General features: G+C 41.3%; 19 protein-coding genes, 3 tRNA genes and 1 pseudogene. 16 read left to right on the top strand and 7 right to left on the bottom strand.

The window, feature by feature from the left end:
• Positions 1 to 21: 21 nt before the first annotated feature.
• Positions 22 to 1,149 carry a succinyl-diaminopimelate desuccinylase gene (dapE, locus tag F542_RS01045; RefSeq protein WP_025266711.1) on the bottom strand — a complete coding sequence of 376 codons (1,128 nt, stop codon included), beginning with the start codon at positions 1,147 to 1,149 and terminating at the stop codon, positions 22 to 24.
• A gap of 181 nt (positions 1,150 to 1,330) precedes the next feature.
• Here dapE and F542_RS01040 point away from each other — a divergent pair, with 181 nt between their 5' ends.
• From F542_RS01040 to F542_RS01015, 6 genes are all read left to right on the top strand, one after another.
• Positions 1,331 to 1,918: a hypothetical protein gene (locus F542_RS01040; RefSeq protein WP_025266710.1), complete on the top strand. Its 588-nt coding sequence runs from the start codon at positions 1,331 to 1,333 to the stop codon at positions 1,916 to 1,918.
• Positions 1,919 to 1,965: 47 nt separating this feature from the next.
• On the top strand, positions 1,966 to 3,030 hold the full coding sequence (locus F542_RS01035) for an MFS transporter (RefSeq protein ID WP_025266709.1): 1,065 nt from the start codon (positions 1,966 to 1,968) through the stop codon (positions 3,028 to 3,030).
• Between the two features lie 24 nt (positions 3,031 to 3,054).
• Positions 3,055 to 3,897, top strand: coding sequence for a dihydropteroate synthase (gene folP / locus F542_RS01030; RefSeq protein WP_025266708.1), 843 nt, complete (start codon positions 3,055 to 3,057; stop codon positions 3,895 to 3,897).
• Between the two features lie 60 nt (positions 3,898 to 3,957).
• Positions 3,958 to 4,305 (top strand): ArsC family reductase, encoded by a 348-nt coding sequence (locus F542_RS01025; RefSeq protein WP_025266707.1) that lies wholly within the window; start codon positions 3,958 to 3,960, stop codon positions 4,303 to 4,305.
• A gap of 74 nt (positions 4,306 to 4,379) precedes the next feature.
• Entirely contained in the window at positions 4,380 to 5,558 is a 1,179-nt protein-coding gene (locus F542_RS01020) for an ATP-grasp domain-containing protein (RefSeq protein ID WP_015433456.1), read from the top strand.
• A 131-nt stretch (positions 5,559 to 5,689) separates the two neighbouring features.
• Positions 5,690 to 6,442, top strand: coding sequence for an esterase family protein (locus F542_RS01015; RefSeq protein ID WP_025266706.1), 753 nt, complete (start codon positions 5,690 to 5,692; stop codon positions 6,440 to 6,442).
• 125 nt (positions 6,443 to 6,567) lie between these two features.
• Here the strand turns inward: F542_RS01015 and F542_RS01010 are convergent.
• The 4 genes from F542_RS01010 to tpiA all read right to left on the bottom strand — a co-directional run bounded on the left by F542_RS01010 (position 6,568) and on the right by tpiA (position 7,784).
• A tRNA-Lys gene (locus tag F542_RS01010) sits at positions 6,568 to 6,643 on the bottom strand.
• A gap of 24 nt (positions 6,644 to 6,667) precedes the next feature.
• A tRNA-Lys gene (locus F542_RS01005) sits at positions 6,668 to 6,743 on the bottom strand.
• Between the two features lie 24 nt (positions 6,744 to 6,767).
• Positions 6,768 to 6,843 (bottom strand) — tRNA-Lys (locus F542_RS01000).
• A 173-nt stretch (positions 6,844 to 7,016) separates the two neighbouring features.
• The gene (gene tpiA / locus F542_RS00995; RefSeq protein WP_015433459.1) at positions 7,017 to 7,784 is read right to left on the bottom strand and encodes a triose-phosphate isomerase; all 768 of its coding nucleotides are present in this window, start codon (positions 7,782 to 7,784) and stop codon (positions 7,017 to 7,019) included.
• A 132-nt stretch (positions 7,785 to 7,916) separates the two neighbouring features.
• Between tpiA and truD the strand changes: the two genes are divergently transcribed.
• From truD to nudF, 10 genes and pseudogenes are all read left to right on the top strand, one after another.
• The gene (gene truD / locus F542_RS00990; protein WP_015433460.1) at positions 7,917 to 8,924 is read left to right on the top strand and encodes a tRNA pseudouridine(13) synthase TruD; all 1,008 of its coding nucleotides are present in this window, start codon (positions 7,917 to 7,919) and stop codon (positions 8,922 to 8,924) included.
• 112 nt (positions 8,925 to 9,036) lie between these two features.
• Positions 9,037 to 9,801: a 5'/3'-nucleotidase SurE gene (gene surE, locus F542_RS00985; RefSeq protein ID WP_015433461.1), complete on the top strand. Its 765-nt coding sequence runs from the start codon at positions 9,037 to 9,039 to the stop codon at positions 9,799 to 9,801.
• Positions 9,801 to 10,385, top strand: coding sequence for a YqaA family protein (locus F542_RS00980; RefSeq protein WP_015433462.1), 585 nt, complete (start codon positions 9,801 to 9,803; stop codon positions 10,383 to 10,385). Before surE ends, F542_RS00980 begins: the two co-directional genes overlap by 1 nt.
• A gap of 13 nt (positions 10,386 to 10,398) precedes the next feature.
• Positions 10,399 to 10,857 (top strand): annotated as a pseudogene (locus tag F542_RS00975) (LysM peptidoglycan-binding domain-containing protein).
• Positions 10,858 to 10,962: 105 nt separating this feature from the next.
• On the top strand, positions 10,963 to 12,177 hold the full coding sequence (gene nlpD / locus F542_RS00970; RefSeq protein ID WP_015433464.1) for a murein hydrolase activator NlpD: 1,215 nt from the start codon (positions 10,963 to 10,965) through the stop codon (positions 12,175 to 12,177).
• 10 nt (positions 12,178 to 12,187) lie between these two features.
• Positions 12,188 to 12,559, top strand: a complete 372-nt coding sequence (locus F542_RS00965) for a hypothetical protein (RefSeq protein WP_015433465.1) — start codon at positions 12,188 to 12,190, stop codon at positions 12,557 to 12,559.
• A 52-nt stretch (positions 12,560 to 12,611) separates the two neighbouring features.
• Positions 12,612 to 13,175, top strand: a complete 564-nt coding sequence (locus F542_RS00960) for a DNA-3-methyladenine glycosylase I (protein WP_015433466.1) — start codon at positions 12,612 to 12,614, stop codon at positions 13,173 to 13,175.
• On the top strand, positions 13,172 to 13,891 hold the full coding sequence (locus F542_RS00955; protein WP_015433467.1) for a 4'-phosphopantetheinyl transferase family protein: 720 nt from the start codon (positions 13,172 to 13,174) through the stop codon (positions 13,889 to 13,891). The genes F542_RS00960 and F542_RS00955 overlap by 4 nt, the downstream gene beginning before the upstream one ends.
• 3 nt (positions 13,892 to 13,894) lie before the next feature.
• Positions 13,895 to 14,305: a phosphate-starvation-inducible protein PsiE gene (gene psiE / locus F542_RS00950; protein ID WP_015433468.1), complete on the top strand. Its 411-nt coding sequence runs from the start codon at positions 13,895 to 13,897 to the stop codon at positions 14,303 to 14,305.
• 14 nt (positions 14,306 to 14,319) lie between these two features.
• A complete protein-coding gene (gene nudF / locus F542_RS00945; RefSeq protein ID WP_015433469.1) occupies positions 14,320 to 14,931 on the top strand; it encodes an ADP-ribose diphosphatase in 612 nt (203 codons plus the stop codon).
• Positions 14,932 to 15,001: 70 nt separating this feature from the next.
• Here the strand turns inward: nudF and asd are convergent, their stop codons facing one another.
• Together asd and F542_RS00935 are read right to left on the bottom strand one after the other, a co-directional pair.
• Positions 15,002 to 15,892: an archaetidylserine decarboxylase gene (asd, locus tag F542_RS00940; protein WP_015433470.1), complete on the bottom strand. Its 891-nt coding sequence runs from the start codon at positions 15,890 to 15,892 to the stop codon at positions 15,002 to 15,004.
• Positions 15,893 to 15,955: 63 nt separating this feature from the next.
• A complete protein-coding gene (locus F542_RS00935; protein ID WP_015433471.1) occupies positions 15,956 to 16,294 on the bottom strand; it encodes a ComEA family DNA-binding protein in 339 nt (112 codons plus the stop codon).
• Positions 16,295 to 16,428 lie beyond the last annotated feature (134 nt).

The following is a 16,428-nucleotide window of genomic DNA, read 5'->3' as shown; positions in this document are numbered from 1 at the left end:
CAGATAAATGCCTACTTACACTTAACTCATTATTTTTGCTGCAATTTGATAATACACCTCACCACATTTGCCTAGGTCTTCTACACTCACACATTCATTTACTTTATGAATAGTAGCATTGAGCGGTCCAAACTCCACCACTTCCGCCCCCATTAAAGCGATAAAGCGAGCATCTGATGTACCACCGCCTGTATCCAATTTAGGGGTAATTTTCGTGATATTTTCTACCGCTTGTTGTGCAACTTCCACCAATTTTCCTTTAGCCGTTAAGAACGGTTTACCTGATAAATTCCAGCTAATACGATGCTTTAAGCCGTGCTTTTGTAGCATTTTCGTCACTGTATTTTTGATGATTTCATCACTCACTTCGGTGCAATAGCGCAAGTTAAATTGCACATAAAGCTCACCTGGAATCACGTTATTACTTCCCGTCCCCGCCTTGATATTGGCAATCTGTAAGCTTGTTGGGGGGAAGAAATCATTGCCGTTATCCCATTGGTAAGTGGTTAACTCCGTTAAAAATGGCATCGCTTTGTGAACAGGGTTTTCTGCCAAATGCGGATAAGCAACATGCCCTTGTATGCCTTCAATATAAAGTTCACCTGTGATAGAACCACGACGACCATTTTTAATCACGTCACCCAATTGCTTACTACTTGACGGCTCGCCCACCACACAATAATGAATTGCTTCTTGGCGTGCCATTAAAGTTTCCACCACACGCACTGTACCATCTTTTGCTGCTGCTTCTTCATCTGACGTAATGAGTAAAGCAATTTTTCCTTTATGATCAGGGTTATTTTTCACAAATTGCTCACAAGCCACAACCATTGCCGCTAATGAGCCTTTCATATCTGCCGCCCCCCGGCCATAAAGCATCCCATCCACAATTTGTGCGGAAAAAGGCGGATATTGCCACGCATGCTCATCCCCTGTTGGCACAACATCAGTATGTCCTGCAAAGGCTAAACATTCGCCCTCACCATGGGTTGCCCAAAGATTTAACGTGTCATTAAACGGCAACCATTCAATCTGAAAACCAACCGCCTGTAAGCGTTCGGCAATCACTTGCTGGCAACCTTGATCATCAGGGCTAATAGAAGGGCGTTGAATAAGGGCTTGGGCGAGTTGAGTAATTTGAGTTTGCATAAAATCTTTTACATAGGTGTTATCAGAAGATAAGTTTGATTCTACCGCATTTTGCTGTAAAAATTTGATTTTAAGCTTAAAATATCATTTTTTAGTCTTATGATTACTCGGAAGTTTTATGATAGAACGCGTTTCATTACACCTACTCTTAATAAGTTTTCTAAAATTCTTAGGCCTAGGCATGGTTGCAGCTATTCCATTTCTCGCTGTTTACTGTGATCTTTTTATTCTGCAAACTGATTTACAGACACAAAGTGAACAATCCATTGTGGAATACACTCAAAGCCTATTTTTGCTCATTATGATTGGGCTATTTGCGCGAAATGCTGCGAGTTATCCACAATATCGTAGTGGTTTTGTCCTGATTGCAGGCTTTTTATTGTGTATGTTTATCCGTGAAATGGATCAATATTTAGATGCGATTATGCATAGTATCTGGGTTTATCCTGCATTAATCGTTGCTTTCAGCTGTGTATTTTATGCACTCTTTCGTCGTCAGCAAGCAACTGCCGGTTTACTCTATTTTGTACAACACCGTGCCTATCTCATTTTTGTTGTGGGTTTAGTCATTCTACTTGTCACATCACGTTTATTAGGCAGTGGCTTTTTATGGAAAATGGCGATGGGTGAACATTACCTACGCGCAGTGAAACATATTATTGAAGAGTGTGGTGAATTGCTCGGCTATAGCTTTATGCTATTAGGAACTCTTACATTTTCGCTGACATTAGCAAAACCTACCGACGAACAAGCGGGTAGGAATCGCTAAAAATTTGCAAAATTTCTTAAAAAATTAACCGCTTACTTAGGCTATTTATGTCTCTAGAAAACCTACTCCTATGGCGGAGGTTTATCTCTACCCTCGCCTACTTTGCAATGCAAAGTGTGTTTTTCATTTACCTTCAACAGAAAGGATTAAGCAATGCCGAAATTGCTTTCTCACTTTCTGTGCTATTTTTCTGTAGTTATGCTCTTGCCATTTTTGCAGGCATTTTAGGCGACCGATTCGGTTTAGCTAAAATGATGTTGCTTGGCTGCTTACTTGATGTCTGTGCCTATGGCTTATTTCTCTCTGCGGATAATTACATGGCATTGATTGGTGCTACCATCTGTTTTGGCTGTGGCAGTTGTCTTTTTTCGACTAACGCAAGAGCATGCTTGCTAGCTCTTGGTGGCGATGATTACAGTAGCAAAACCCGTTTGCAAGGTAAGTTTTTAAGAGTAACTAGCATGTCTTCTATGGCAGCACCATTGCTTGCTATTCCATTTATTCAATTTGAATGGATTAATGCGCTTATTTGGTGCTGTTTTTTGCTTGAAGCTACGCTTTTTGCCTTTATGGTGAAACCTTTTTATCAGGTGGAAAATGTGACCCATTTAGTTAAATTCCGTTGGGGACAAATTCGTGAAATCATTACCAAAGAATTTCTGTTTGTACATTTAATGCTCTTTATGCCAATTAGCATTGCAACTTCATTCTTTGTGATTTTCCCTTACCTTTTTGATAATAAACTGGGTATGCCTGAGCAAATTCCTGTGGCATTATTTATTAATGGGCTAATGACGGTATCATTGCAATCCTATTTTTCTCACAAAATTAATCTCACACCAAAACAAACAGCGTGGATTAGCCCGCTATTGGCAATTGGCATTAGTGTACCTTGGTTTATTACTCTACAGCACGCTTCACTTTTTTCAGCATATGCCTATTTAGTAATTTTTACCTTAATTGAAATTTATGCCCTAACCGCTATGGCAAACTTGCTGGTGAAATTTGATAATGGCAAAAATCGTGGATTTATTTTTGGTTCATCACGTTTGATACAGTCAGTTTTGACTATGATTGTGATGAATTTGATCCCAATATTTTTCTTAGTTTAGGCATAAGGAACCATTGAGTATAGTATGAAGATTCAGTTTACAAACCAACGAAACACCGCGCGTGTTTTAGATCTCACCTCTCCCAAAATTATGGGGATTTTAAATTTCACGCCTGATTCGTTTTCTGATAGTGGGCAATTTTTTACACTCGATAAAGCGTTATTCCAAGTGGAAAAGATGATTAATGACGGAGCAGATATTATCGACATTGGAGGCGAATCTACCCGCCCAAATGCAGAAATTATCACACTAGACGAAGAGCTAAACCGAGTTATACCTTTGGTAGAAGCTGTTCGCCAACGCTTTGATTGCTTAATTTCCATTGATAGCTCTAAAGCAGAAGTATTTCGTCAATCCGCCCTTGCTGGTGCAGATATTTTAAATGATATTCGTGCCTTAACAGAGCCAAATGCGTTAGATACAGCAGCTGAACTCCGCTTGCCTATATGCATTATGCATATGCAAGGCTCTCCACAAACTATGCAACAGCAACCTGATTATGACGATGTGGTGGAGGAAGTCGGCGATTTTCTGAATCAGCGAATTTTTGCCTGCTTAACCGCTGGTATTCCGAAAGAATATATTATTCTCGACCCAGGATTTGGCTTTGGTAAAACCGTGCAACATAACTATCAGCTATTAAAACATCTCAATGTATTTGCCCAATCAGGTTATCCCGTATTGGCTGGACTTTCACGCAAATCAATGATTGGAACAGTGCTTGATAAGCCCGTCGATCAACGTCTCATCGGCAGCGTTGCTGGAGCTTTACTTGCTGTACAAAATGGCGCAAAAATTTTGCGTGTGCACGATGTCGCAGAGACTGTTGATGCGGTGAAGATTTGGCAGGCAATGATAGAAGCCTGATAATGGCACAACAATACCTAATCTGGCTCTTTCAATATCACAATAAAAATAGGATTAATCATGACAACTATCTTTGGCATAAAAAATTGCGACACCGTAAAAAAAGCCATCAAATGGCTCAATGAAAACCATCTCAATCCACAACTACATGACTACCGTGTTGATGGGCTCGACCCGCAATGGCTAACAGAGATGGCGGAAAAATTTGGCTGGGAAATCTTAGTAAATAAAAAAAGCACAACTTGGAGAGGGTTAGATGAAGCAATCAAGCAGAATCTTGATAAAGCCTTAGCATTACAAGTACTACAAGAAAATCCAACCTTAATTAAACGTCCAATCGTTATTAGCGGCAACATCGCGCTGATTGGCTTTAATGAAAACGAATATAAACAAGCATTTGGCAAATAATCCGGTTGCTATTTTAAGCATAAATCGGTAGCCTAATAATCAAATTTCTTACAATTACAACAGGAAAGCAAACAATGACAAAACCAATGAATTTTGTGATGATTTCGCCACATTTTCCGACAAATTTTGAAACCTTCGCGGTGCGTTTGAAGGAAAAAGGCTTCAACACATTAGGGATTGCAGACACGCCATATGAAATGTTGAGTGAAAATCTTCGTCGCAATCTAACTGAATATTATCGTGTAGATAATATGGAGGATTATGAGCAAGTATATCGTGCTGTAGCTTACTTTGCACACAAATATGGTCGCATTGATCGCATTGAATCTCACAATGAATACTGGCTAGAACTTGATGCTGCATTGCGTACTGATTTCAATGTATTTGGTTACAAGAACGAGGATATGCTCGCTATTAAAACCAAAGCACAGATGAAGGAAGTATTCCGTAAAGCTGGCTTAAAAGTGGCACAAGGTCAGGTTTTCCACTCTGACGACGAAGCACGTAAATTAGCCAAAAAATACGGCTTCCCAATTATCATCAAGCCAAATTCAGGTGTGGGTGCATCTGATACCTATAAAATTAAATCTAACAAAGAATTAGAAGATTTCTTTGGTTATAAAACCGCTGGTGTGGAATACATTATGGAAGAGTTTATTGAAGGCGATATCGTAACCTTTGATGGCTTAACCGATAAAGACGGCAATATCGTGTTCCATTCTAGCCTTGAATACTCAGAAGTCGTACTAGAAACCGTTGAAAAAGACAACGATATGTTCTACTACATTCCACGAGAAATTAAAGCAGACTTAATCAAACTCGGTAAAAAATGCGTGGACGCATTCAAAGTGCGTGAACGTTTCTTCCACTTTGAATTTTTCCGTGTGAAGAAAACGGGCGAGTTAATGCCACTTGAAATTAACTGCCGTCCACCGGGTGGTTTAACCATTGATATGTGGAACTATGCGAATGATTGCGATGTATTTGCTGAATTTGCCAATATCGTCAAAGAAAACAAATTCCACACCGAAATCACACACCCTTGGAATGTGGTGTATATCTCTCGCAAAGCAAATAAAAACTATGCGCACAGCATTGAGCAAGTGTGTGAAAAATATCGAGAGAACATCATCAGCGTACAACACGTTCCGGGTGTATTCGCCAAAATTATGGGTGAACACGGTATTTTAGCTCGTACTGAAACGATGGAGCAATTGAGAGAAATTGCGGCGTTTGCACAGCAAAAACAGTAAGCGGTCAAATTTCAACAAAAATTTGCAAATCGTAGGGGCGGACCGATGTGTCCGCCCAAATGAATCTCATCGGAATATCAGGGCGAACACATCGGTTCGCCCCTACATTTAATCCATAGGAAAACAATAAAATGCACTTTGAAAGAAGAAGTCAATGGAGCGGTGAACTAGGCCGTGAAATGTATTTCAATGTTTACGGACACGCAGGTAAACCTGTGATCGTCTTCCCATCATCAGGCGGAAACCAAAACGAATACGGTAATTTTGGTATGATTGAGGCCTGCAAATCCTTTATTGAGCGTGGCTTAATTAAATTCTACACCCCAGATTCTTACGATGCAGAATCTTGGCTTTCTAAACACAAATCAGGGCATGATATGGCATTGGCTCACGACGCTTACGACCGTTATATCATCAATGAACTTGTACCACTGATTCGCCACGAATCACAATGGGGCGGAGCGATGATTGCAACGGGTTGCAGTATGGGGGCATATCACACAATCAACTTTGCACTTCGTCACCCTGATTTGTTTGATACTGCAATTGCGTTAAGTGGTGTCTATGATGCTCGTTTCTTCACTGGCGAATACTATGGTGATCCTGCGGTGTACCATAATTCTCCGATTGATTATTTGTGGAATACGCACGATAACTGGTTCTTAGAACGTTATCGCCAAAATCACTACATTATTGCCGTTGGTCAAGGGGCTTGGGAAGAGCAACACGTTGCTGATACTCGCCGTTTACAAGATGCATTTAATGTGAAAAGCGTGGAAGCATGGTTTGACTATTGGGGACACGATGTTGATCACGACTGGCCAGCTTGGCGTGAACAAATGCCATATTTCTTAGGCAAATTAGAAGAGCAAGGGCTTATCTAACTTTATACAACTTAATACTTCAAGGCTGGATTAGACAATAACTAAATTCAGCTTTTTTATACCCAAATCAACAAAGCACTTGGTATAAAGCTAAACTAAAGAGACGTACTAAAAGAAGAAATAAATGGTGGGTCATGAAGGATTCGAACCTTCGACCAACGGATTAAAAGTCCGCTGCTCTACCGACTGAGCTAATGACCCACAAAAGTGATATACGAAATTAAATGGTGGGTCATGAAGGATTCGAACCTTCGACCAACGGATTAAAAGTCCGCTGCTCTACCGACTGAGCTAATGACCCACAAAAGTGATATACGAAATTAAATGGTGGGTCATGAAGGATTCGAACCTTCGACCAACGGATTAAAAGTCCGCTGCTCTACCGACTGAGCTAATGACCCTTAATTTGCGTAACAGGGGCGCATTTTACGCAGATTCAAAATGAAATCAACCGTTTTTTGCAAAATCTCTTCTAGTTGGATAGTTTGCAAGCGATTTTCTATCAACAAATAGCAAAGCGGTCGATTTTGCATCATTTTTTACAAAATCGACCGCTTGTATATTCAAATAAAAATTACGCTTTCGCTTTTTCTGCAGCTTTAACGATCACCGCAAATGCACCAGCTTTTAATGAAGCTCCACCAACTAACGCTCCATCAATATCAGGTTGAGTGAATAATTCCGCAGCATTCGCATCATTTACCGAACCACCGTATTGAATAATCACTTGCTCTGCTACAGCTTGCGATTTCGCCGCAATGTGACCACGAATAAATGCATGAACAGCTTGTGCTTGTGCCGGAGTGGCTGATTTACCCGTACCAATAGCCCAAACAGGTTCGTAAGCAATCACTGCGCCGTTGAACGCTTCTACACCAAGACTATTGATTACTGCATCAATTTGACGCGCGCACACTGCTTGTGTCTGACCTGCCTCATTTTCTGCTTCAGTTTCACCAATACAAAGTACAGGCACCAAACCTGCATCTTTTAATGCTTTGAATTTTTGAGCAACAAATTCATCGCTCTCTTTATGATAAGTGCGACGTTCTGAGTGTCCGATGATGATATATTTCGCACCGAACTCTTTGAGCATTTCAGTTGAAATGTCACCCGTAAATGCACCTTTCACATTCACATCAACATTTTGTGCACCTAATGCGATCGCAGAACCAGCTAATGCAGCTTCCGCTTCTGCTAAATACATTACTGGTGGTGCAATCGCTACAGCACAACCAGTAACCCCAGCGAGTTCGGCGTTTAATTCCGCAATTAAATTTTTAGTGAACGCCTTGTCACCATTTAATTTCCAGTTACCCATTACAAGTGGACGACGAGCCATTTTAAGTTCTCCTCAAATTGAAAGTAAAAATAAACGAGCGAACTATAGCAAATTTTACGAAATTTGTTGCAGTTTTATCACTTTATTTGATCTAAGTGCTAGAATATATGCTTTTGTAATTCCTTATTCCTCATGAACTTACACTATCTTTTAGGCGAGCCGCAGCAACACGCCAGATTAAAAGCTGAATGTGCTGATTTTATTGTGCGGGAAAACCTTGGCTATGAACTAACAGGCGAAGGCGAATTTGTCGCAGTTAAAGTGCGCAAGACAGACGCAAATACGCTTTTTGTAGGTGAAAAACTTGCCGAATTTGCAGGTATTTCCATTAAAAATATGAGCTATGCAGGTCTAAAAGACCGTAAAGCAATTACAGAACAATGGTTTTGCTTACATCTTGCTGGCAAAGACACGCCTAATTTCAGCCAATTTCAACTTGAAGGCATAGAAATTTTAGAAGTGACCCGCCACAATCGTAAAATCCGCACGGGCAGTTTAGATGGCAACGAGTTTGAGATTTTACTGCGTGATACGGTAGAAACAGATGAACTTATACAGCGCTTAACACACTTACAAGCGGTCGGTTTTCCCAATTATTTTACCGAACAACGTTTCGGACGAGACGGACATAATTTAACCGCTGCTCTGCGTTGGGCAAAGGGCGAAATTAAAGTAAAAGATCGCAAAAAACGCAGTTTCTACCTTTCTGCTGCCCGTTCAGAAGTGTTTAATTTGGTCGTATCTGAGCGTATTGCACAAGGTTTAACAGAAAAAGTATTAGAAAACGATGCCCTACAACTGGCTGGCTCAAATAGCTATTTTATTGCTAAAAGTGAAGAGATTGATGAGCTAAACAAGCGGTTACAATCTGGCGATATTTTGCTAACCGCACCACTGATTGGTGAAGAGAGTTTATCAAAAACCTGTTGTGAACAAGAACAAAAGATCATTGAACAGCACCAATCTTTGCTAGATTTGATGAAACAAGAACGGATGAAATCCGCTCGCCGTGCAATGTTCACCAAGCCGCAAAATCTGCAATGGCAATTTAAACCTGAAGGTTTGTGGCTGACATTTTATTTAGGCAGTGGAAGCTATGCCACAGGGCTAATTCGGGAGTTAGTAAAGGTGAGTGAATAGTAATCTCACTCGCACATGGCTTGCCACTGACTTTATTCTTATCGAGAAAGTGTCTCAAGAAAAGTCGAAAATACGCTATAGAGATTTTAACCAAACAACAAATAAACCCCATATGAACATACTTATTAGCAACGATGATGGCGTGCATGCCCAAGGCATTCAAACGCTAGCAGCAACCTTACGAACCGCAGGACATAATGTTACCTTAATCGCACCAGATCGAAATCGTAGCGCAGCTTCCAGCTGTTTAACGCTCACCGAGCCGCTACGTGTGGCAAAATTAGCCAACGGTGACTATTCGCTCATTGCTGGCACGCCGGCCGACTGTGTGCATCTGGCCTTGAATGGCTTATTTGATACCCCTTTTGATTTGGTTGTTTCAGGTATTAATCACGGTGCAAATTTAGGCGACGATGTCGTCTATTCCGGTACAGTCGCTGCCGCTCTTGAAGGTCGCCATTTACCATTACCATCCATCGCAGTCTCTTTGGTTGGTCAAAATGGCGCGGGGCATCTAAGTGGTGAAAACTATTTTGAAACTGCAGCACAAGTAGTGCTGGATTTATTGCCTAAAGTACAATCGCCCGCAATCCCAACACATCAAGTTTTAAATGTGAATGTCCCTAATATCCCCTACGCGGAACTACAAGGCATCCAAATCACACGCTTAGGCAACCGCTCGCCTGCGGCAGAAATTATTAAACAGCAAGATCCGCGAGGCTCAACAATTTATTGGATCGGTGCAAATGGTGCAGCCATTGAACGTGATGAAGGCACTGATTTTTATGCTATTGAGCATAACTTTGTTTCCGTTACACCTATTCAAGCGGATATGACAGCACACCAAACCATTTTAAATTTAAAAGAGAGTTTTTGATGAAACTATTTGGCGCAATTTATGACAAAACAATGCTTTGGTCTAAGCACCGCCATGCAACTTTCTGGCTAAGTTTTGTAAGTTTTATTGAATCGATCTTTTTCCCCGTTCCTGCTGACGTAATGCTTGCACCAATGGCAATGAGTAAGCCCCAAATGGCGATCCGCTATGCCATTTATACAACTGTTGCATCTGTGCTTGGTGGTATGATTGGTTATGCTATTGGTTACTTTGCCTTTGATTGGGTTAAAGATATTATCAATGCATGGGGACAACAAGCAAATTTTGATAAAGCTATACATTGGTTTGAAACTTGGGGAATTTTGGTTGTTTTTCTTGCGGGGTTCTCGCCAATTCCATTTAAAGTGTTTACAATCTGTGCAGGCGTAATGCAAATGGCATTTCTACCTTTTGTCTTAACTGCCGCCATTTCCCGTTTTGCCCGTTTCTATTTAGTGGCAAAACTATTTGCGTGGGGTGGAGTAAAGTACGCAGAAAAAATCCGCCGTTCTATCGAATTAATTGGTTGGGCAACTGTAGCATTCGCTATACTCGCCTACATAGTTTATAACTTATTAAAATAAAAGGTGCACTATTATGAAAAAATCGCTTTTCTTACTTTCTATCATTGCTATTGCTATCACCGGTTGTACAAATAACACCAGCAGTGAAACAACTAATGCTGAAATTACAGATGCTTCAACCGCGTGGCAAACTGAAGTTCAGCCAACTCAAATGCCAGCATCTATGGGGCAACCAACTTACCAAGCACCAACATACTCCGCACCACAACCTGTTGCCACTTCATAAGGCAGTAACACATTCAATACGGAAGTCGTTGGTAGCTGCCAAGTCGTGCGAGATGGCGCAAATAAACCAATTTACAGCCAAATCACTAAAGGCTGCTATAGCGATAGTAGCTACACTGTTGGTCAGTTCGACACACTCTATCTGATTGGCTATCTAACTGGCACAAGCGCCGAACAAATTGCTGCACTCAATAACATTAGCACTACAACTAAATTAAAAGTAGGTAGTGTATTGCGAGTCAGATAATTGTACTGAATAACAGAAGTAAGATGGCTCTAGCTGCTGTTGATATTTTATCAATATCAGCCAAGGGCATCTTGCTTTTCTATTTTTATTTTTAAGGATTTTAATATGAAACACGCCTTTTTCCTGTTGCCATTAAGTGCTCTGGTGCTAACAGCATGTGGCTCCAACACCCCTGCACCAGTAGTAAATGCAAGTGATGCAGAACTACCACCTGGCGTAATGCAGCCAGTTGCTAATACAGGAGCGATAGATAGTGGCAGCTATGGCTGGCAAACTGATATTCAACCAACAGAAATGCCGAGCAGCATGAATACACCTACCTATTCTGTGCCACAACCTATTACTCAACAGCCAACTTATACGGCTCCACAACCATTACCTACTCCGGTTGAAACTAAGACACCTCCTGTTGCCAAACCAACGGCAAAAGCTACAGTAAAAAAAGTTTCGCAAGATTTCACTATCCCGCGCGATGAAAATAATAAGCCTATCTATAATCAAATTGATAAAGGCTTTTATAATGGTGACACCTACACCGTACGCCAAGGTGATACGATGTTCTTAATCGCCTATATTGCTGGCAAAGATGTTACCGAAATTGCTGCACTAAACAATATGAGTGAGCCCTATCAACTACGTGTTGGGCAAACCCTAAAATTGGGAAATACTAGTGCTCAAACAAATAACAGAGTTGCCTCGGTTCCAGCGCCAGCCCCTGCGCCAGCGCCAAAACCAGCAGAGCCAGAAGTAACCTACACCAGTGCTCCAAATGGCACTGCCTATGGCTCTGATGGCTCGGTCACCGGCCCTGTTAAAGCTTCTAGTAGCACTGCTGCACCACAACGACCAACAGTGACTGCAACAGCAGCACCAGCAGTAACAGCCACAACGGCAAGTACAGCTCCTCGCATTAGCGCAACAACAGCCAATACAGCGCCAATAACTTCATCAATTAAATGGCAATGGCCAACTGATGGGCGTGTTATTTCTGGTTTCTCTAACTCTGAAGCGGGTAATAAAGGCTTAGATATCGCCGGCACTAAAGGACAAGCCGTGAAAGCAGCTGCAGCAGGTAAAGTAGTTTATGCAGGTAATGCCTTACAAGGCTATGGTAATTTAATCATCATCAAGCATAATGACGATTTTTTAAGTGCTTATGCACATAACGACACTATAAAAGTCAAAGAACAGCAAAGCGTAAAAGCAGGCCAAACCATTGCCACCCTTGGTAGCACCGGCACAAATAGTAATAAATTACACTTTGAAATTCGTTATCACGGTAAATCAGTTGATCCTGCGCGCTACCTACCAAAACGCTAAGGACTCATTTATGCGTAAAATTTTGTTCATTTTGACTTTAGCTGGCTTAGTCACTGCCTGTTCTGCAAACTCAGGGGAAACAGCTATTTTAGGCTCAGATCGCGATGCACACAGCTGTATTTCATCGGCTGGTTATCGTTATTCGATGATTAAACAAAGTTGCATTCAGCCCTTTGCTATAGCGGATATTAAGCTTACCGATCCGAATGACAATACGCTCGCTCTTTATGTCATCTTGTCTGAAGACCGCCAAAAAGCTGAAATTTTTTCAGCCAGTAAGACGAAGAGTACGCTATTTGAGGCAGTTAAAGGTGGTTATGTGTCACAAGACGGCAAAGTTCGTTTAATCAATCAGCGGCAGATCTGGAAAATAACGAAATAGTTTTGCCCCCAAATCCTAAAGCAAGCGGTTGTTTTTTATAGGAATTTTACAAATGCTTCGTTGTAATTGGGTAGGAAATGATCCTCTCTATATCCACTATCATGATAACGAGTGGGGAACCCCTGAAAAAGATAGCCGGAAACTATTTGAACTCCTCTGCTTAGAAAGCCAGCAAGCAGGGCTGGCTTGGATTACTGTGCTCAGAAAACGTGAAAATTACCGCCAAGCATTTTATCAGTTTGATCCAGATAAGATTGCTAAAATGACGGAGCATGATCTTGATCTTTTAATGCTCAATTGCGGTTTAATCCGTCACCGTGCAAAACTGGCTGCTATCATTAAAAACGCACAGGCTTATCTAGCTATGCAAACCGCAGGTGAAGATTTCAGCCAATTTGTTTGGGCATTTGTCGCAAATCAACCACAAATTAATCACGTGCAAGCTACCGCACCAGCAAAAACAGAGGCATCAATTGCTATGTCAAAAGCGCTCAAGCAAAAAGGCTTTTCTTTTGTCGGAGCAACCACTTGCTACGCCTTTATGCAAGCGGCTGGACTCGTAGATGATCACCATAATGATTGCCCATGTAAGACAAAGGATATTGCAAAAAAATGACGCGTTTCGACCGCTTGCACATTATTTTGGCCCACAATAATGAGCCGATCCCTACAGAATTTGAAAACTACGCTAAACCAACACAGCACAGCGAACTATCAAGCCGCCAAATACAAAAATGGAAAAGTCGCCGACTCGCACATTTTCTGCTGCATCAATGTATGGCGCAGCACGGATTAGATGATGCACTCTTAGCAAAGATACAAGAAACACCGAGTGGCAGACCTTATGTTCCCCATCCACATGTTGATTTTAATATCAGTCACTCTGGTGATTGGGTAGCAGTGATTTTCCGTTATAGCCAATCTCAAAATGCGGTTGGCATCGATATTGAACAGCCACAAAAAACGCGGCGCTACCAAGCGCTTCTTGAGTATTATGCGAGTACACAAGAAATTGCAGAGCTTAGTGATATGCGTTATTTACCTCAGCTCACAACCTGCGAGCAACGCTTTTATTTAACCTGGTGTCTACGTGAAGCCATTTTAAAAGCGCAGGGGATAGGAATTGCCAAGCTTTCTGAGGTTTACCACAATATTAGCCAGCAGCGTATTGAATCGATACATTGCCCTAAAGGAAAACTCTTTTTCTTCTATCAACTACCATGCTATTTAGCCTACTTTAGCGAGCAAGGTCAAATGGCAGAATTAACACAATGGAAAAATGGACAGCTCCATAAGCTCGAACTTGAGCCGATTATTTATCAGGTAAATTAATTTATGCACTTCCCCCAACACCATTCTCGCTTTGCCAAGCTAATTTCTGAAGCATTTCAATGGGTTTTAAATATCTCTCTGCTTGTTTCAGGTATATTATTGGGCTATTCGCTGTTTGCTGAATCCTATTCTTTATATGCCTTACTACTCAATCACAGCGATAAATTCCAAGTGGTCGAAAAAATTGTGGTTTTCTTCCTCTACTTTGAATTTCTTGCCCTCATTGTGCAGTATTTCAAATACAATTATCACTTTCCGCTGCGCTATTTCCTCTATATTGGAATTACCGCTATGGTACGTTTAATTATTGTCGATCATTCCAATGCCCTGCATACTTTATTATTTGCATTAGCAATCCTAGTAATGATCATCGCGCTCTATATCGTTCATTCAGATCGATTGCGTAAAAGTTAAGGAGAATCGAATTTATGACTCAAATCCATCAATTTCAGCAAAAAGACGTAGAAATGCTCCACGAAGAAACACTGTATAAAGGACATTTTCATCTGAAAAAAATCACCTTTCGACATAAATTATTCAAAGGCGGCGTAAGTGACAAAGTCACACGTGAACTGATGGTTAAAGGCGAGGCTGCCGCGCTGATTGCCTACGATCCAAAATTAGACAAAGTCGTATTAGTTGAACAATTTCGCATAGGGGCGCTAGATCCAAATAGTGAACGTTCACCGTGGTTGGTTGAATTAGTTGCCGGAATGATCGAAGAGGGGCAAAGTGCAGCAGAGGTAGCAATTCGTGAGGCTGAGGAAGAAGCTGGTTTACGAGTTGAGCAGGTAACTCATGCATTAAGTGTATGGAATAGCCCTGGCGGTACCTCTGAGCGCTTACATATTTTCTTAGGCTTGGTTGATAGCACTCAAGTTGGCGGAATCTATGGCTTAGATGAAGAGGATGAAGAGATGCTAGTTCATGTCGTTGAGCGAGAACAAGCATACCAATGGGTCTGCGAAGGCAAGATAGATAATGTGATCACTGTAATTGGTTTACAGTGGCTGGAACTCAATCGACACAAATACCAATAAGCAACAAGCGGTTGATTTTGTAAAAATTTTTGCAAAATCAACCGCTTGCTCATAAATTGGAAGCCAGCTCTTACTTCACACTAGCTAATAATTCGCCCATTCGGGTTACTTCACCTGCTTGCAGATGTTCGGCAAGAACAACCCTACTTTTAGGGAAAAGGTTAATCACTGTTGAACCTAGGCGGAATGCACCCATCTCTTCCCCTTTCTTCAAACGAATGACATTCTCCCCCTCATCTGGGTAATCATACACTTTCACCTCGCTCGATCTTGGAGGGTTCACTACACCTGCCCAGACAGTACACATACTTGCCGTAATCGTTGCCCCCACTAGAATTTGCACCATGGTGCCAAATTCTGTCTCAAATACACAGATCAAGCGTTCATTACGTGCAAATAAATTTGGCACATGTTCCGCAAGAAATGGATTAACCGAGAAAAGCTCTCCAGGGACGTAAATCATTTTACGTAAGATGCCATCGCACGGCATATGTACACGATGATAATCTCTTGGCGAGAGATAGGTGGTAATAAAATCACCATCTTTGAATTTTTCTGCCAGCTCAACATCATTAGCTAGTAAAGTTTCAAGCGTAAAATGATGCCCTTTGGCTTGAATTAAACGATTGTCTTCGATGCGTCCTACTTCACTAACACGCCCGTCAGCGGGTAAACAAAGTACATTTTCACCTGATACAATTGGGCGAGCCCCCATTTTTAATGGGCGAATAAAAAATTCATTAAAGCTCTTATAATCTGATGGGCTGCTTTTTTCAGCCTCGGTGAAATTCACGTTATATACTTTAGCAAAGAGCTTAATAATAAAGTGAGTCACCGCCCCCCACTCTTTTTCTGCCAACCAGCCAGCCACTCGAGTTAGCCCTAGCTGTGGCATTAGGTATTGAAAAGCAATTTTGGCACGCTGCGCGTAACTTGGACGTGGGTATGCATTTAATGACATAAATAAAACCTTGTTCTTGTTAAATCCAACGGTTAAGTATAACAAAAACAAGGTTAAACTGCATTACTCTAATACAAGGCGATCGCGGTTCTTATCTAGTGTTGCTTTACCAATACCAGAAACTTCCGTGAGCTGTTCAAGGCTAATAAAATTGCCATTTTTCTCGCGATATTCTACTATCGCTTGCGCTTTTTTCGCACCAATACCGACTAATTTATCTTGAATTTCAGCCGCCGTTGCTGTATTCAGATTAACTAAATTGACATTCTGTACCTGAGCCTGCGCAACTTGCTCAATAGCAACCGGTTCAGTATGTGTTGCTTCACGTTGCGTTTGTGCTAAAGCAGATAGCGTACAAAATGCCACAAGGGAAGAAAGCGCAATACGCAGATATTTTTTCATAAGATATTCCTCTTAGCTGGGTTAAAACTAAGCGCCACCTTAAAACTGAAAAAATAGTGCTGCAATGGGCTTATGTTATTTTTGGGATATAGATCGAGAAAAGCAAAAAATTGCCTAGACATGCAGCATAAATT

The organism is Bibersteinia trehalosi USDA-ARS-USMARC-188, assembly GCF_000521725.1.
GTDB classification, from domain to species: domain Bacteria; phylum Pseudomonadota; class Gammaproteobacteria; order Enterobacterales; family Pasteurellaceae; genus Bibersteinia; species Bibersteinia trehalosi.
The sequence above is the reverse complement of the archived record's forward strand: the minus strand, read 5'-3'. Positions and strand labels throughout refer to the sequence as shown.

Excerpts from the sequence above, each read along its gene's own strand:
- F542_RS00980 (WP_015433462.1), top strand. The coding sequence starts at position 9,801 with ATGAAACTATTTGGCGCAATTTATGACAAAACAATGCTTTGGTCTAAG.
- nudF (WP_015433469.1), top strand. The coding sequence starts at position 14,320 with ATGACTCAAATCCATCAATTTCAGCAAAAAGACGTAGAAATGCTCCAC.
- tpiA (WP_015433459.1), bottom strand. The coding sequence starts at position 7,784 with ATGGCTCGTCGTCCACTTGTAATGGGTAACTGGAAATTAAATGGTGAC.
- psiE (WP_015433468.1), top strand. The coding sequence starts at position 13,895 with ATGCACTTCCCCCAACACCATTCTCGCTTTGCCAAGCTAATTTCTGAA.
- F542_RS01015 (WP_025266706.1), top strand. The coding sequence starts at position 5,690 with ATGCACTTTGAAAGAAGAAGTCAATGGAGCGGTGAACTAGGCCGTGAA.
- folP (WP_025266708.1), top strand. The coding sequence starts at position 3,055 with ATGAAGATTCAGTTTACAAACCAACGAAACACCGCGCGTGTTTTAGAT.
- F542_RS00960 (WP_015433466.1), top strand. The coding sequence starts at position 12,612 with ATGCTTCGTTGTAATTGGGTAGGAAATGATCCTCTCTATATCCACTAT.
- surE (WP_015433461.1), top strand. The coding sequence starts at position 9,037 with ATGAACATACTTATTAGCAACGATGATGGCGTGCATGCCCAAGGCATT.
- F542_RS01025 (WP_025266707.1), top strand. The coding sequence starts at position 3,958 with ATGACAACTATCTTTGGCATAAAAAATTGCGACACCGTAAAAAAAGCC.
- F542_RS00965 (WP_015433465.1), top strand. The coding sequence starts at position 12,188 with ATGCGTAAAATTTTGTTCATTTTGACTTTAGCTGGCTTAGTCACTGCC.
- F542_RS00935 (WP_015433471.1), bottom strand. The coding sequence starts at position 16,294 with ATGAAAAAATATCTGCGTATTGCGCTTTCTTCCCTTGTGGCATTTTGT.
- F542_RS01035 (WP_025266709.1), top strand. The coding sequence starts at position 1,966 with ATGTCTCTAGAAAACCTACTCCTATGGCGGAGGTTTATCTCTACCCTC.
- F542_RS01020 (WP_015433456.1), top strand. The coding sequence starts at position 4,380 with ATGACAAAACCAATGAATTTTGTGATGATTTCGCCACATTTTCCGACA.
- truD (WP_015433460.1), top strand. The coding sequence starts at position 7,917 with ATGAACTTACACTATCTTTTAGGCGAGCCGCAGCAACACGCCAGATTA.
- dapE (WP_025266711.1), bottom strand. The coding sequence starts at position 1,149 with ATGCAAACTCAAATTACTCAACTCGCCCAAGCCCTTATTCAACGCCCT.
- F542_RS01040 (WP_025266710.1), top strand. The coding sequence starts at position 1,331 with ATGGTTGCAGCTATTCCATTTCTCGCTGTTTACTGTGATCTTTTTATT.
- F542_RS00955 (WP_015433467.1), top strand. The coding sequence starts at position 13,172 with ATGACGCGTTTCGACCGCTTGCACATTATTTTGGCCCACAATAATGAG.
- asd (WP_015433470.1), bottom strand. The coding sequence starts at position 15,892 with ATGTCATTAAATGCATACCCACGTCCAAGTTACGCGCAGCGTGCCAAA.
- nlpD (WP_015433464.1), top strand. The coding sequence starts at position 10,963 with ATGAAACACGCCTTTTTCCTGTTGCCATTAAGTGCTCTGGTGCTAACA.